The organism is Mycobacterium sp. (genome assembly GCF_046091765.1).
Classification (GTDB): Bacteria; Actinomycetota; Actinomycetes; order Mycobacteriales; family Mycobacteriaceae; genus Mycobacterium.
The window spans coordinates 1-14,348 of sequence record NZ_JBJTCF010000026.1 but is presented as its reverse complement, the minus strand read 5'-3'; the positions used below and the strand labels follow the sequence as shown (position 1 = coordinate 14,348).

12 protein-coding genes and 1 tRNA gene are annotated in these 14,348 nt (G+C 71.7%); 7 read left to right on the top strand and 6 right to left on the bottom strand.

Annotated elements, in window-relative coordinates:
* Positions 1–2,943, bottom strand: a 2,943-nt coding sequence (gene mfd, locus ACKOB8_RS02510) for a transcription-repair coupling factor (RefSeq protein WP_526375308.1), incomplete at its 3' end; no start/stop codon positions are given.
* An 88-nt stretch (positions 2,944–3,031) separates the two neighbouring features.
* Between mfd and ACKOB8_RS02505 the strand changes: the two genes are divergently transcribed.
* The 6 genes from ACKOB8_RS02505 to pth all read left to right on the top strand — a co-directional run bounded on the left by ACKOB8_RS02505 (position 3,032) and on the right by pth (position 7,844).
* Positions 3,032–3,103: transfer RNA gene (locus tag ACKOB8_RS02505), tRNA-Gln, on the top strand.
* Between the two features lie 79 nt (positions 3,104–3,182).
* Complete coding sequence (glmU, locus tag ACKOB8_RS02500; RefSeq protein ID WP_526375306.1) at positions 3,183–4,661, top strand: bifunctional UDP-N-acetylglucosamine diphosphorylase/glucosamine-1-phosphate N-acetyltransferase GlmU; 1,479 nt, start codon at positions 3,183–3,185, stop codon at positions 4,659–4,661.
* A 51-nt stretch (positions 4,662–4,712) separates the two neighbouring features.
* Complete coding sequence (locus tag ACKOB8_RS02495; protein WP_526375304.1) at positions 4,713–5,693, top strand: ribose-phosphate diphosphokinase; 981 nt, start codon at positions 4,713–4,715, stop codon at positions 5,691–5,693.
* An 11-nt stretch (positions 5,694–5,704) separates the two neighbouring features.
* Positions 5,705–6,388 (top strand): LpqN/LpqT family lipoprotein, encoded by a 684-nt coding sequence (locus ACKOB8_RS02490; RefSeq protein ID WP_526375302.1) that lies wholly within the window; start codon positions 5,705–5,707, stop codon positions 6,386–6,388.
* Positions 6,389–6,554: 166 nt separating this feature from the next.
* Positions 6,555–7,250: a 50S ribosomal protein L25/general stress protein Ctc gene (locus tag ACKOB8_RS02485; RefSeq protein ID WP_526375300.1), complete on the top strand. Its 696-nt coding sequence runs from the start codon at positions 6,555–6,557 to the stop codon at positions 7,248–7,250.
* A gap of 9 nt (positions 7,251–7,259) precedes the next feature.
* Positions 7,260–7,844: an aminoacyl-tRNA hydrolase gene (gene pth / locus ACKOB8_RS02480; protein ID WP_526375298.1), complete on the top strand. Its 585-nt coding sequence runs from the start codon at positions 7,260–7,262 to the stop codon at positions 7,842–7,844.
* Positions 7,845–7,848: 4 nt separating this feature from the next.
* Here pth and ACKOB8_RS02475 read toward each other — a convergent pair whose 3' ends face one another.
* From ACKOB8_RS02475 to ACKOB8_RS02455, 5 genes are all read right to left on the bottom strand, one after another.
* On the bottom strand, positions 7,849–9,483 hold the full coding sequence (locus ACKOB8_RS02475) for a fatty acyl-AMP ligase (RefSeq protein ID WP_526375296.1): 1,635 nt from the start codon (positions 9,481–9,483) through the stop codon (positions 7,849–7,851).
* Between the two features lie 150 nt (positions 9,484–9,633).
* A complete protein-coding gene (locus tag ACKOB8_RS02470; RefSeq protein ID WP_526375294.1) occupies positions 9,634–10,590 on the bottom strand; it encodes a 4-(cytidine 5'-diphospho)-2-C-methyl-D-erythritol kinase in 957 nt (318 codons plus the stop codon).
* Between the two features lie 20 nt (positions 10,591–10,610).
* Positions 10,611–11,543 (bottom strand): 16S rRNA (adenine(1518)-N(6)/adenine(1519)-N(6))-dimethyltransferase RsmA, encoded by a 933-nt coding sequence (gene rsmA / locus ACKOB8_RS02465; protein WP_526375310.1) that lies wholly within the window; start codon positions 11,541–11,543, stop codon positions 10,611–10,613.
* On the bottom strand, positions 11,522–12,646 hold the full coding sequence (locus ACKOB8_RS02460; protein WP_526375292.1) for a transglycosylase family protein: 1,125 nt from the start codon (positions 12,644–12,646) through the stop codon (positions 11,522–11,524). Before ACKOB8_RS02460 ends, rsmA begins: the two co-directional genes overlap by 22 nt.
* A gap of 124 nt (positions 12,647–12,770) precedes the next feature.
* Positions 12,771–13,640: a TatD family hydrolase gene (locus ACKOB8_RS02455; protein WP_526375290.1), complete on the bottom strand. Its 870-nt coding sequence runs from the start codon at positions 13,638–13,640 to the stop codon at positions 12,771–12,773.
* Here ACKOB8_RS02455 and ACKOB8_RS02450 point away from each other — a divergent pair.
* The coding region (locus ACKOB8_RS02450; RefSeq protein ID WP_526375288.1) for a methionine--tRNA ligase at positions 13,639–14,348 on the top strand (710 nt) is incomplete at its 3' end. The genes ACKOB8_RS02455 and ACKOB8_RS02450 overlap by 2 nt on opposite strands.

Genomic DNA, 14,348 nt, shown 5'->3' with positions numbered 1-14,348 from the left:
CAGTTCGTTGTTCTGCGCGATGGTGGCCAGCCGGTCGTAGGCGGTCTCGGTCAGCGGCGCCTCGCGCGGATACAGGAAGTAGGCGTAGCCGCGCTCGCGGCTGCGCCCGACCCGGCCGCGCAGCTGGTGCAGCTGGGAGAGTCCGAACGTGTCGGCCCGCTCGACGATCAGGGTGTTGGCGTTGGAGATGTCCAGGCCGGTCTCGATGATGGTGGTGCACACCAGGATGTCGTAGTCGCGGTTCCAGAAGCCGGCCACCGTGCGCTCCAGCAGTTCCTCGGGCATCTGGCCGTGCGCGACGGCCACCCGCGCCTCGGGCACCACCTGGCGCACCCGCGCGGCCGCGGCGTCGATGCTGTCGACCCGGTTGTGCACGTAGAACACCTGTCCGTCGCGCAGCAGTTCGCGGCGCAGCGCGGCGGCGACCTGTTTGGCGTCGTCGGGGCCGACGTAGGTCAGCACCGGGTAGCGCTCTTCTGGCGGGGTCAGGATCGTCGACATCTCCCGGATGCCGGCCAGGCTCATCTCCAGCGTCCGCGGGATCGGGGTGGCGCTCATGGTGAGCACGTCGACGTGGCTGCGCAGCGCCTTGATGTGTTCCTTGTGCTCCACGCCGAAGCGCTGCTCCTCGTCGACCACCACCAGGCCGAGGTCCTTCCAGCGCACACCGGTCTGCAGCAGCCGGTGGGTGCCGATCACGATGTCCACGCTGCCGTCGGCCATGCCGGCCAGCACCCGCTTGGACTCGCCGGCGTCGGTGAACCGCGACAGCGCCGCGACGGTGACCGGGAACCCGGCCATCCGCTCGGTGAAGGTCTGCAGGTGCTGGTCGGCCAGCAGCGTGGTGGGCACCAGCACCGCGACCTGCTTGCCGTCCTGCACCGCCTTGAACGCCGCGCGCACCGCGATCTCGGTCTTGCCGTAACCGACGTCGCCGCAGACGACCCGGTCCATCGGCACCGGCTTTTCCATGTCGGTCTTCACTTCGCCGATCGCGGTCAGCTGGTCGGCGGTCTCGGTGAAGCCGAACGCGTCCTCCATCTCGGCCTGCCACGGCGAGTCGGGGGCGAACGCATGCCCCGGGGCGGCCTGGCGTTTGGCGTAGAGCGCGACAAGCTCAGCGGCGATCTCGCGAACCGCCCTGCGCGCCTTGGTTTTCGTGTTCGCCCAGTCGCTGCCGCCGAGCCGGCTCAGCGCCGGCTGCTCGCCGCCGACGTAGCGCGAGAGCTGGTCGAGGGAGTCCATCGGGACGTAGAGCCGGTCGGCCTGCTGGCCGCGCCGTCCCGAGGCGTACTCCAGCACCAGATATTCGCGGCGCGCCCCGCCGACGGTGCGCTCGACCATCTCCACGAATCTGCCGATGCCGTGCTGGTCGTGCACCACCAGGTCCCCGGCGCTCAGCGCGAGCGGGTCGACGGTGTTGCGCCGCCGCGCGGCCAGCCGCTTGCCCTCCGGGCCGGTGGCGCGGTTGCCGGTGAGGTCGGTCTCGGTGATCACCACCAGGGCGGCGTCGGGCACCACGATCCCGGCGTGCAGCGGGCCCTTGAGCACCCCGACCACCCCCGCCGCGGGCGCCCCGCCCGCCTCCAGCAACGCCGCGGGGGTGTCGCGTTCGGCGAGCTGCTCGACCACCCGCTGCGCGGTGCCGGTGCCGGGCGTCACGACCGCGGCCAGTCCGCCGGTGCGCAGGTGTGCGCGCAGCATGGCGAAGATCTCCTCGACGGTGCTCTGCTGTCCGCGCGCCGACGGCGCGGGACGCAGCCCGAGATCGATCGCCCCGTCGCCGCCGAGCTGGCTGACCGTCCACCACCGGTGACCGCCGGCCCGGGCGGCCTCGCGGACCTCGTCGAGTTCGCGGAATCCCGACCCGCCGAGTTGTTCGACGTCCACCGGTGCCTGCCCGCCGAGCGCGGCCACCGACCACGACGCCTCCAGGAACTCCTGGCCCGTCGTGATCAGGTCGGCCGCCCGGGTGCGCACCTTCTCCGGGTCGCACACCAGCAGCGGCGTCTGCGCCGGCAGGTGATCGGTGAGCAGGCCCAGGCGTCCGGGGCGCAGCACCGGCTGCAGGGCCTCCATGCCGTCGACCGGCACACCCTCGGCGATCTTGGCCAGCATCTCGGCGACGCCGCCGATCACCGGGTTCTCGTCGGGGTGACCGGCTTTGGCCAATTCGGCTGCACGGCAACGCACGTCGTCGGTGAGCAGCAGCTCCCGACACGGCACCGCGATCACCGCACCGACCTCGATCTCGGGGATGGAGCGCTGGTCGGCGACGGCGAACATCCGCATCTCGCTGACCTCGTCGCCCCAGAACTCGACCCGCACCGGGTGTTCGGCGGTCGGCGGGAAGACGTCGAGGATCCCGCCGCGCACCGCGAACTCACCGCGCCGGCCGACCATGTCCACCCGGGTGTAGGCCAGGTCCACCAGACGCGCCACCACCGCGTCGAAGTCCTGCTGCGCGCCGACCTCGAAGCTGACCGGTTCGGTCTCGGCCAGGTCGGCGGCCATCGGCTGCAGCAGCGATCGCACGCTGGTCACCACGACCGACAGCGGCGGACCCAGGCGCTCGTCGTCGGGTCGGGCCAGGCGGCGCAGCAACAGCAGCCGCGATCCGACGGTGTCCACCCCCGGCGAGAGCCGCTCGTGCGGCAGGGTCTCCCAGGCCGGGAACATCGCCGCGGACTCGCCGTACACCCCGCGCAGTTCGGCGGCGAGGTCGTCGGCCTCCCGCCCGGTGGCCGTCACCACCAGCAGCGGGCCACCGCGGGCCAGCGCGCAGGCCACGAACAGCTGGGCGCTGACCGGGCCCACCACCGCCAGGTCCTCCGGCCGGCCCGCCGCGCGCTCGACGAGATCGGCGAACGCGGGTGCCCGCAGCGCGGTGTCGACGAGACCGGCCAGCGGAGTTCGGACGTCCTGACGCCCCGGCACGGCCATGATCGACCGATTCTATGTGCCTGTCGTATCCGCCTGCGGCGCGCACCGATTCACCCGCTGGCCTGCTGCTACAGTGCCAGGCGGGTGATCCGTCGTGGTGTAATTGGCAGCACCTCTGATTTTGGTTCAGATAGTTCAGGTTCGAGTCCTGGCGACGGAGCGACCTTCCACCCCGACTGTGCGGCTTGGGTACGGTTTGGTGGCGTGTCGCGTATGAAACCGCTCACTGGGAGGCCCGGGTGACGTCACCGGTTCACGAATCCGCCGTCGTCGTGCTCGCCGCCGGCGCGGGCACCCGGATGCGCTCGGACACCCCCAAGGTGCTGCACACCCTCGGCGGGCGCAGCATGCTCGCCCACGCCCTGCACGCGGTGGCCAAGACCGGCCCCGAACACCTGGTGGTGGTGCTGGGCAACGACCGCCGGCGGGTGGAACCGGTGGTCGGCGAGCTCGCCGACGCGATCGGCCGCCCCGTCCAGGTGGCCGTGCAGCGCCAGCAGCTGGGCACCGGCGACGCGGCGCTGTGCGGGCTGTCCGCACTGCCCCCCGACTTCGCCGGCACGGTCGTGGTCACCTCCGCCGACATCCCACTGCTCGACGCCGACACGCTGGCCGGGCTGATCGCCGCGCACCGCGACGAACCGGCCGCGGTGACGGTGCTGACCACCACCGTGCCCGACGCCACCGGCTACGGCCGCATCCTGCGCACCCAGGACGGCGAGGTGATCGCCATCGTCGAGGAGACCGACGCCACCCCGCAGCAGCGGGCCATCCGCGAGGTCAACGCCGGGGTGTACGCGTTCGACGCCGCCGCGCTGCGCTCGGCACTGAGCCGGCTGTCCTCGGACAACGCCCAGCAGGAGCGCTACCTGACCGACGTGATCGCGATCGTGCGCGCCGACGGGCGACCGGTGCGCGCCCGCCACATCGAGGACCACGCCCTGGTCGCCGGAGTCAACGACCGGGTCCAGCTGGCCGAGATCGCCCGTGAGCTCAACGGCCGGGTGGTGGCCGCCCACCAGCGCGCCGGGGTCAGCGTGGTCGACCCGCAGACCACCTGGATAGACGTCGACGTCACGATCGGCCGCGACACCGTCGTGCACCCGGGCACCCAGCTGCTGGGCGCGACCCGCATCGGCACCGGGTGCCGGATCGGGCCGGACACCACCCTGGAGGGCGTGCGGGTCGGCGCGGGCGCGTCGGTGGTGCGCACCCACGGGATCGACTCCGAGATCGGTGACGGCGCGGAGGTCGGGCCGTTCGCCTACCTGCGGCCGGGCACCCGGCTGGGGGCGGAGGGCAAACTCGGGGCGTTCGTGGAGACCAAGAACGCCGTGATCGGCACCGGCACCAAGGTGCCGCATCTGACCTACGTCGGCGACGCCGACATCGGCGACCACAGCAACATCGGCGCCTCCAGCGTGTTCGTCAACTACGACGGCGAGACCAAGAGCCGCACCACGGTCGGCTCGCACGTGCGCACCGGCAGCGACACGATGTTCGTCGCGCCGGTCACCGTCGGCGACGGCGCCTACACCGGCGCGGGCACGGTGCTGCGCGAGGACGTCCCGCCCGGGGCGCTGGCGGTCTCGGCCGGGCCGCAGCGCACCATCGAGGACTGGGTGTTGCACAACCGTCCCGGAAGCGACTCGGCGCAGGCCGCCGCTGAATCCCAGGCCCGGGCCAAAGCCGAGTCGCGTGAGGCCGAACAGAGCTGACTCCGTAAGATCAAGCCAGTTCTGACCGATTCCCGACCGGCAGGGGCACCAGTGAGCACCGACTGGATGGACAACCGCAAGAACCTGATGCTCTTCTCCGGCCGCGCGCACCCGGAGTTGGCCGAGCAGGTCGCCAAGGAACTCGACATCCACGTCACCGAGCAGACCGCCCGCGACTTCGCCAACGGGGAGATCTTCGTCCGCTTCGACGAGTCGGTGCGCGGCTGCGACGCGTTCGTCCTGCAGTCCCACCCCGCCCCGCTGAACACGTGGCTGATGGAACAGCTGATCATGATCGACGCGCTTAAGCGGGGCAGCGCCAAGCGGATCACCGCGATCCTGCCGTTCTATCCCTACGCCCGCCAGGACAAGAAGCACCGCGGCCGCGAACCGATCTCGGCGCGGCTGGTGGCCGATCTGCTCAAGACCGCAGGCGCGGACCGCATCGTGTCGGTGGATCTGCACACCGACCAGATCCAGGGGTTCTTCGACGGACCCGTGGACCACATGCGTGCGCAACCGCTGCTGACCGGCTACATCAAGGACAACTACAGCAGCGAGGACGTCGTCGTGGTCTCCCCCGACTCCGGACGCGTGCGGGTCGCCGAGAAGTGGGCCGACGCGCTGGGCGGCACACCGCTGGCCTTCATCCACAAGACCCGCGACCCGCGGGTGTCCAACCAGGTGGTGTCCCATCGGGTGGTCGGCGAGGTGGAGGGCAAGACCTGCGTGCTCACCGACGACATGATCGACACCGGCGGGACCATCGCCGGCGCGGTGCGACTGCTGCGCGAGGAGGGCGCCGCCGACGTGATCATCGCCGCCACCCACGGCGTGCTGTCCGATCCGGCCGCCGAACGGCTCGCCGGGTGCGGCGCCCGCGAGGTGATCGTCACCGACACCCTGCCCATCGACGACTCCAAGCGCTTCCCGCAGTTGACCGTGCTCTCGATCGCCCCGCTGCTGGCCAGCACCATCCGCGCGGTCTTCGAGAACGGCTCGGTGACCGGGCTCTTCGACGGGGACGCGTAGCGCCGCACCGGATGAAGATCACCCACCGGCGCAGCGCCCCGGTCCTGGCCGTCCTGGCGCTGGCGACCGCGGTCGGCTGCGGCCCGCAGACCGCCGAGTACTCCCCGATCAAGGCGAGCAGCACCACAGCCGCCGCGGAGACGACCGAGGACACCGCCGCGGCGGACTCCACCTCGACGACCCCCACCCCGATCGCCGACTACCTGGAGAGCGTCGGTGTGACCGGCGAACAGGTCGCACTCGACAAGCTGACCGACCTGACGGTCACGCTGCCGCGTCCGAAGGGGTGGACCAAGTACGCCAACCCGAACCTGTCGCCGGGCACCGAGGCGATCGCCAAGAACAACACCTACCCGACCGCGATGGTGATGGTGTTCCGGCTCAACGGGAACTTCGACGTGGCCGAGGCGCTCAAGCACGCCGACAGCAGCGCTGAGATGTCGCAGAACTTCACCAAACTGAACTACTCCGAGGCCGACTTCAAGGGCTTCCCGTCGTCGATGATCGAGGGCAGCTACGACCTCAACGGCGAACGCCTGCACACCTACAACCGCATCGTCATCCCGGTGACCCCGGCGCCGCGGTTTCAGCGCTACCTCGTGCAGTTCACCGTGACCAGCCTCGCCCAGCAGGCCGCCCCGCAGGCCGCCGAAATCGAGTCCGTCATCGGGGGATTCAGCGTCGCCGTGAAGTAGCGGGCCGGTCCCGGTGCAGGGCGATTTCCCTGCGGCGGCCGCCGTCGGCTACCCTGGGGCGACGTCACGGCGAGGGTGGTTCGGCCACCGTTATCGACGCGGCCCGGCGCGAGAGCGCCGATTCGCCCGCCTTCGCCGACCGATAACACGAAGGCAGGGGCATTCGATGGCTTCCAACACCAACCGTCTCAGCGTCGAGGTGCGCACCCGCACCGGCAAGGGCGCCTCGCGGCAGGCCCGGCGCGAGGGCAAGGTCCCCGCGGTCCTCTACGGCCACGGCAGCGACCCGCAGCACCTGACGCTCAACGCGCACGACTTCGCCGCGGTGCTGCGCAACTCCGGCGCCAACGCCGTGCTCAGTTTGACCATCGACGGCAAAGAGCAGCTGGCGCTGACCAAGTCCATCGCCGTGCATCCGGTGCGGCGCAATGTCACCCACGCCGACCTGCTGGTGGTCCGCCGCGGCGAGAAGGTGACCGTGGAGGTCCCGGTCGCCCTGGAGGGCGAGGCCGCCAACGGCACCCTGGTCACCCAGGACTCCACCACGATCGAGATCGAGGCCGAGGCGCTGTCCATCCCGGAGAGCCTGACGGTGTCCATCGAAGGCGCCGAGGAGGGCACCCAGATCACCGCCGGGCAGATCGCCCTGCCCGAGGGGGTCACCCTGGTCAGCGATCCCGAGATGCTCGTGGTCAACGTCGTGGTCGCGCCGACCGCCGAGGACCTCGAGGCCGAGGGCGCCGGCGAGGTGACCGAGGCCGAGGGTGCCGAGGCCGCCGAGGGCGAGGAAGCCGCCGGCGAGGCCGGGGAGTCCGCGGAGGCCGGCGGCGAGGGCGAGAGCAAGCCCGCCGAGGGCGAGTAAGCACCCGCGGTGGCCGAGCCGTTGCTGGTGGTCGGCCTGGGCAACCCCGGACCGCAGTACGCCAAGACCCGCCACAACGTCGGGTTCATGGTCGCCGACCTGCTGGCCGGCCGCATCGGTGCCGCGTTCAAGGTGCACAAGCGCTCCGGCGCCGAGGTCCTCACCGGCCGGCTGGCGCACCGGCCGGTCGTGCTGGCCAAGCCGCGCACGTTCATGAACGAGTCGGGCCGCCAGGTCGGGCCGCTGGCCAAGTTCTACTCGGTGAGCCCCGCCGACGTGGTGGTCATCCACGACGACCTCGACCTGGACTTCGGGCTGATCCGGCTCAAGACCGGCGGCGGCGAGGGCGGCCACAACGGCCTGCGCTCGGTGGCGAACGCGTTGGGCACCAAGGATTTTCAGCGGGTGCGCATCGGGATCGGCCGCCCGCCCGGCCGCAAGGACCCCGCGGCGTTCGTGCTCGAGCCGTTCACCGCCGCCGAGCGCACCGACGTGCCCGCCCTCTGCGAGCAGGCCGCCGACGCCACCGAGCTGCTGATCGACCTCGGCCTGGAGGCCGCGCAGAACCAGGTTCACGCCTGGACACCGCGCTGACCGCCTAGGTGACCAGGCCCACGGAGTTGGCCCGGCGCAGCTTGCCCGACGGCGTCTTGGGGATGGTGCCCGGTCCCAGCACGACCACGTTGCGCGGGCGCACGTCGACCTCGGCGACGACCTCGTGGGCGACCTGCTGCTCGATGCGGCGCACCTCGGCGGGGTCGTCCCAGACGTTGGACTCCACGGCCACCGCGAAGGTCTCCCGGGAGTGCCCGGCGTCCAGGCGCACCGCGACCGCGCAGCCCGGGCGCACGCCCTCCACCCGGCCGGCCGCGCGCTCGATGTCGGTGGGATAGATGTTGCGGCCCGCCATGATGATCACGTCCTTGACCCGGCCGCAGACCACCACGTAGCCCTCCTCGGTGAGGTAGCCCAGGTCGCCGGTGTCATACCAGCCGTTCTCGTCCTGCGCGGGCACGAAACCGCCCATGGTCAGATACCCCGGGGTCAGCGACTCCCCGCGCAATTCGATGATGCCGACCCCGCGCGCGGGCAGCACGTTGCCGTCCTCGTCGACGATGCGGGCCTCCAGATCCTGCAGCAGCGGACCCAGCGTGGCCAGCCGGCGCACGTTGCCCCGCGACGTGGGCACCGCGCGGCGCAGCGCGGCCAGCAGGTCGGCGTCGACCTCGTCGACCACCAGGCCCGCACCGCACTGCGAGAACGACACCGCCAGGGTGGTCTCGGCCATGCCGTAGGCGGGCAGGATCGCGAACTTGCTCAGCCCGAACGGTTTACCCGCGTCGATGAGGTCCTCGACGTCGGCCGGTTCGACCGGCTCGGCACCGGAGAGCGCGAAGCGCAGCGTGGACAGGTCGAAGTCGCCGGGCTTGGCCTGACGGCGCAGCCGCTTGGCGAACAGCGCGTAGGCGAAGTTGGGGGCGGCGGTCATGGTGCCCCGGTACTTGTCGATCAGCTTGGCCCACAGCAGGGTGTCGCGCAGGAAGTCCAGCGGGGTGACCTTGACCAGTTCGGCGCCGAAGTACATCGGGATGGTCAAAAAGCCCACCATGCCCATGTCGTGGAAGCAGGGCAGCCAGCTGACCATGACATCGGTGTCGACGTCGTACTCGGCACCGACGAACATCGCCTCGGCGTTGGAGTGGATGTTGCGGTGGGTGATCACCACCGCCTTGGGCGATCCGGTCGAGCCCGACGTGAGCTGCATGAGCGCCACGTCGTCCTCGCCGGTCGGCACCGGGTCGCCGGGCTCGGAGGCCAGCAGCGACTCCACCGTCAGCACCTTCACGCCACGCTGCTCGAGCACCGGCACGGCGGGCAGGAACGGATCGGAGACCACCACCGCGCGCGCGTCGATCATGTCGATGACGTTGCTGGTGTCGGCGGCCCAGTGTTCGAGGTCGGTGCGCGGGGTGGGCTGGTGCAGCATCGTCAGGCTGGCGCCGCGCATCCACAGCGCCTGCGCGGTCGGGGCGATCTCCACCGGCGCCCCGGCCAGCACGCCCACCGCGTCGCCGTGGCCGACCCCGGCGGCGGCCAGGCCGCCGGCGATCCGGCGGGCCCGCTCGTGGACCTCGCGCCAGGAGTGCCGGACGGGTTCGTGAGGCTCACCGGTAACCATCCCCTTGGCGCTGGTCATCGCGCTGTGGAACATCTTGTCGGTGAAACGGCTCACGCTGGCCTCCTCGCCGTTCGGCTCGCCCGGACCTTCATGCTCCGCCCGGGGCGGCGTTTCCGCGTGCGGCACGCCTGCACGAGAGGGGAGCGTTTCGGTCTCGACTCGATGATCTTAGACTTTCCTTAATTTAATGCCAAGCGGCGCTGTTCACGGGCCCGGGGAGGCCGTCGGCACCACCCGGGCGCCGTGCACCGGCCCGCTGGCCACCCGCACGGTGCGGCACACGCCCGCCCCGGCCAGCTCGGTGCCGACGTCCACCGCCGCCCCGGCCGAGGCGCACAGGAACGCGCACGTCGGCCCGGAACCGGAGACGATGCCGGCCAGCGCGCCGGCCTCGGCACCGGCGCGCAGGGTGCGCCGCAGTCCGGGCTCCAGGCTCAGCGCCGCCGGCTGCAGGTCGTTGCCCAGCAGCGGGGCCAGCTGGTGCGGGTCGCCGGCCGACAGCGCGGCCAGCAGCGGTTCGGGATCGGACAGCCGCGGCGGCTCCCCCGCCTCGCGCAGCCGGTCGATCTCGGCGTACACCGCCGCCGCCGAGAGCCCCGCGGCGGCGAAGGCCAGCACCCAGTGGAAGGTGGTGCGGGCCAGCACGGTGGTCAGGTCCTCACCGCGGCCGGTGCCCAGCGCGGTGCCGCCGTGCAGCGCGAAGGGGACGTCACTGCCCAGTTCGGCGGCCATCGCGTGCAGGTCGCGACGCGGCACGCCCAGTTCCCACAGCTCATTGATGGCGACCAGCACCGCGGCGGCGTCGGCGCTACCGCCCGCCATCCCGCCGGCCACCGGGATCGACTTGTCGATCGTGATGTCCACGTCGGGGGCGCGCCCGACGTGGCCGGCCATCAGCTCGGCGGCCTGCCAGGCCAGGTTGCGCTCGTCGGTGGGCACCTCGGCGGCGCCCTCCCCGGTCAGCCGCAGCGACAGCACGTCGGCGTTGCGCACGGTCACCTCGTCGGACAGCGAGACGGCGTGAAAGACGGTGGTCAGTTCGTGGTAGCCGTCGGGGCGCTGATCGCCCACTTCGAGATAGAGGTTGACCTTCCCGGGGACCCGCACCGTCACCGAGCCGGTCGGCACCCATTGGCGCGCGGTGTTGCCACTCGTGGACACCGCACGAGGGTAACGCGAGCTCAGTGCACCCCGGCGGGCTCTGAGCGCCCTGCGGGCGGATCGCCCGGCGCGGCGGTGCGGCCCGAGCGCTGCCAGAGCCGCACGAAGTCGTCGATGGTCAGCGTCTCACCACGCCGCGCCGGGTCGATGCTCGCCGACAGCAGCACCTCCGCGGACGCGTTGCCCGAACCGGCCCACTGCGCGAAGGCGTTGCGCGCGGTCTTGCGCCGCTGGGCGAACGCGATGTCGACCAGCTCGAAGATGCTGCGGCGGAACTGCTCGTCCTGGGGCCACGGCGGGGAGGGGTAGCGGTCGATGCGCACCAGGCCGGAGTACACCCGCGGGATCGGCCAGAACACCGTCGGGGACACCATGCCGTGGCGGCGCACGGTACCGAAGAAGCGCACCTTCACGCTGGGCACGCCGTACTCCTTGCCGCCGGGCTCGGCGGCGAGCCGTTCGGCGACCTCGGCCTGGACCATCACGGTGGCGGTGCGCAGCGTCGGGAACTCCGCCAGCAGGTGCACCAGCGCGGGCACCGCGATGTTGTACGGCAGGTTGGCCACCAGCGCGGTGGGCTGGGTCTGCAGATCCGCGCGGCGCAGCGCGAGGATGTCACGGTGCAGGACCTGAAGCCGGCGGATCTCGCTGTTGCAGTGCGCGCCGACGGTCTCGGGCAGCCGTTCGGCCAACGTCGGGTCGATCTCCACGGCGGTGACCGAGGCGCCTCGGTCGAGCAGTGCCAGGGTCAGCGACCCCAGGCCCGGGCCGACCTCGAGCACCTCGTCGGTCTTGCCGACACCGGCGGCCGCGACCACCCGGCGCAGCGTGTTGGGGTCGTGAACGAAGTTCTGCCCCAGCGACTTTCGCGGTCTGATATCCAGTTCTCGAGCGAGGGTGCGGATCTCGTTGCGACCTAGATAGCGGACGGTCACCTCGCCGCCCGGCCGCAGACCGGCCAGGCCCCCCAGCCCTGCCGGGCCTGGGTCACCGTCGCGATGGCGATCTGCTCCTCGCGGGTCGCCAGGTCGGCACGGTCGGCGTAGCGCAGCCCGCCTTGGCGCTCCCAGGTGTTCTGGTCGAACTGCAGCCCGCCGTAGTAGCCGTTGCCGGTGTTGATCGCCCAGTTGTTGCCCGACTCGCAGGAGGCGATCGCGTCCCAGATCGGCCCGTTGGTGACCGGCGGCACCTCGGTTCCGGGTTTGGCGCCCACTCGCACCACCGAGTCACGCGCGGCGACAACCACCGCGTTGGCCACCGGCAGCCGGCCGGTCTCGACGCCGTTGACGATCGCGACGGCGAAGGTGACGTCCTGCACGCCGGGTACGCCGGGGTCTTCGACCACGCGGCGGCTCTTGTTCAGCGCCGGGTCCTCGATCTGGCGCGCCGCCGGCACCAGCGGCACCCGCTCGGTGACCTTCTGGATGCGCACCCGGGTGACCTGGATCGCCATGCCCTCGACCACCGGGGCGTTCGCGGCGGGCACGACGGTGTCGCGCTGCTGCAGAGGCTGCCCGCTCGCGGCGATCAGCGCACCCACGTCGGGGGCGGCCAGCTTCACGGTCTTGACCACACCGCCGTCGTCGATCTGCACGGTCTTGGCGCTGACCAACGGCAGCGCCATCCCGGCCAGCGGCAGCCGGGTGTCCGGGGTGGCCTGCGCGGGGGCGGTGTCGGCCAGCGCCAGTTGGGCCAGCGCGTCCCCGACGGTGGACGCCGTCGTCCAGACCTGCCGGGGCTGCTGGCCGTCGACCGAGATCTGCAGCGGGCGGCCGCGGCGCAACACCACCGTGGCGGCGTCGCCGACGCGCTGGCCGACCGCGGGCACCACCTCGTCGCGCTCGCCCACCCGCAGACCGTTCTCCTCGATGATGTCGAGCACCCGCGACTTCATCGTCGTGACGGTGGTCGTGGTGCCGTCGACGGTGAGGGTGACGGTCTTCGGAGAGCGCACCGCCAGCACCCCGCCCGCGCCGAGGGTGACCAGCAGCGCGGCGATCACCACCCGGAAGGCGGGGGTGGCCGACTGCTGCAGTCTGCTCAGGGCGTGTGTCATGGCTGGGGAGTCATGGCTGGGGAGTCATGGCGAATAGTGGGGGTGGAGATCACAGAAAGGTAACGGACGCCGCGGGGGCGCGGCAACTCCGCGGCGGGTATCTCAGCAGACCCTCAGTCCGCGTTCAGCGCAGGCCGTAGACCCGCCGGGCGGTCGCGGTGGACTCGCCGGCCAGCTCCTCGGCGGGCCGCCCCAGCAGCTCGGCCAGCGCCCGCACGGTGTAGGGCAGGCAGTAGGGCTCGTTGGGCGCCCCGCGGTAGGGGTGCGGGGTCAGAAACGGCGCGTCGGTCTCCACCAGCAGCTGCCCGGGCGGGATCAGGGCGGCGGCCTCGCGCAGCGCGGCGGCGTTGCGGAAGCTGACCGTGCCCGACAGGCTGAGCACCCAGCCGCGCTCGACGCAGGTGCGCGCCATCTGCGGGCCCGAGGAGAAGCAGTGCAGGATCACCGTCGGCGGGGCGCCCTCGGCGCGCAGCACGTCGAGCACCTCGGCGTCGGCGTCGCGGTTGTGGATCATCAGCGGCTTGCCGGTCCGCTTGGCCAGGTCGATGTGCCAGGCGAACGCCTCGCGCTGGATCGCCACCGGCGCGCAGCCCTCCAGCCGGCCCGGCCAGTACAGATCCATGCCGGTCTCGCCGATCGCCACCACCCGCGGGTGCGCGGCCAGGCGCTCGATCTCGGCGCGGGCGGGCCCGCTGAGGTGCCCGGCGCGGGTGGGGTGCAGCGCGACGGCGGCGTAGACGCGCTCGTCCCACTCGGCGGCCGTCACCGCCCAGCGGGCGGAGTCCAGATCGTCGGCGATGGTCACCATGGCGCCGACCCCGACCGCCTGCGCGCGGTCGGCGATCGCCCGGACGTCCTCGGCCGTGCGGGCCCCGCACGCATCGAGGTGGGTGTGGGCGTCGACCAGCGGCGCCAACGGCTCCGGCGGCGGCGGTGCCGGTCGCTTGCTCACGCGCAACACCCTAAGGCCAACCAATAGGGTGATAGCCGACATGAGTCAGCCGTTCTACATCACCACCGCGATCGCCTACCCCAACGGCGCTCCGCACATCGGGCACGCCTACGAGTACATCGCCACCGACGCGATCGCCCGGTTCAAGCGGCTGGACTCCTTCGACGTCCGGTTTCTGACCGGCACCGACGAGCACGGGCTGAAGATGGCGCAGGCCGCCGCCGCCGAGGGCATCCCCACCCCCGAGTTCGCCCGGCGCAACTCCGACGAGTTCGAACGCCTCGCCGGACTACTCGACATCTCCTTCGACCGGTTCATCCGCACCACCGACCCCGACCACTACGCGGCGTCGGCGGCGATCTGGCAGCGGATGGCCGACAACGGCGACATCTACCTCGACTCCTACTCCGGCTGGTACTCGGTGCGCGACGAGCGGTTCTTCACCGAAGCCGAGACGACGGTCGATCCGGACGGCACCCGGGTCGCTGTCGAAACCGGGACACCGGTGAGCAGGACCGTGGAACAGACCTCCATCTTCCGACTCTCGGCCTACGCCGAACCCCTGCTGGCGCACTACGCGGCCAACCCGGATTTCATCGCCCCCGAGGCGCGCCGCAACGAGGTGGTCAGTTTCGTCTCCGGCGGGCTGCGGGATCTGTCGATATCGCGGACGTCGTTCGACTGGGGCGTTCCGGTGCCCGGCGACCCGGCGCACGTCATGTACGTGTGGGTGGACGCACTGACCAACTA

What these genes read in the sequence shown, in the direction of transcription:
- ACKOB8_RS02490 (WP_526375302.1), top strand. Translation starts at nt 5,705, where the DNA reads ATGAAGATCACCCACCGGCGCAGCGCCCCGGTCCTGGCCGTCCTGGCG.
- ACKOB8_RS02485 (WP_526375300.1), top strand. Translation starts at nt 6,555, where the DNA reads ATGGCTTCCAACACCAACCGTCTCAGCGTCGAGGTGCGCACCCGCACC.
- ACKOB8_RS02460 (WP_526375292.1), bottom strand. Translation starts at nt 12,646, where the DNA reads ATGACACACGCCCTGAGCAGACTGCAGCAGTCGGCCACCCCCGCCTTC.
- ACKOB8_RS02455 (WP_526375290.1), bottom strand. Translation starts at nt 13,640, where the DNA reads ATGTCGGCTATCACCCTATTGGTTGGCCTTAGGGTGTTGCGCGTGAGC.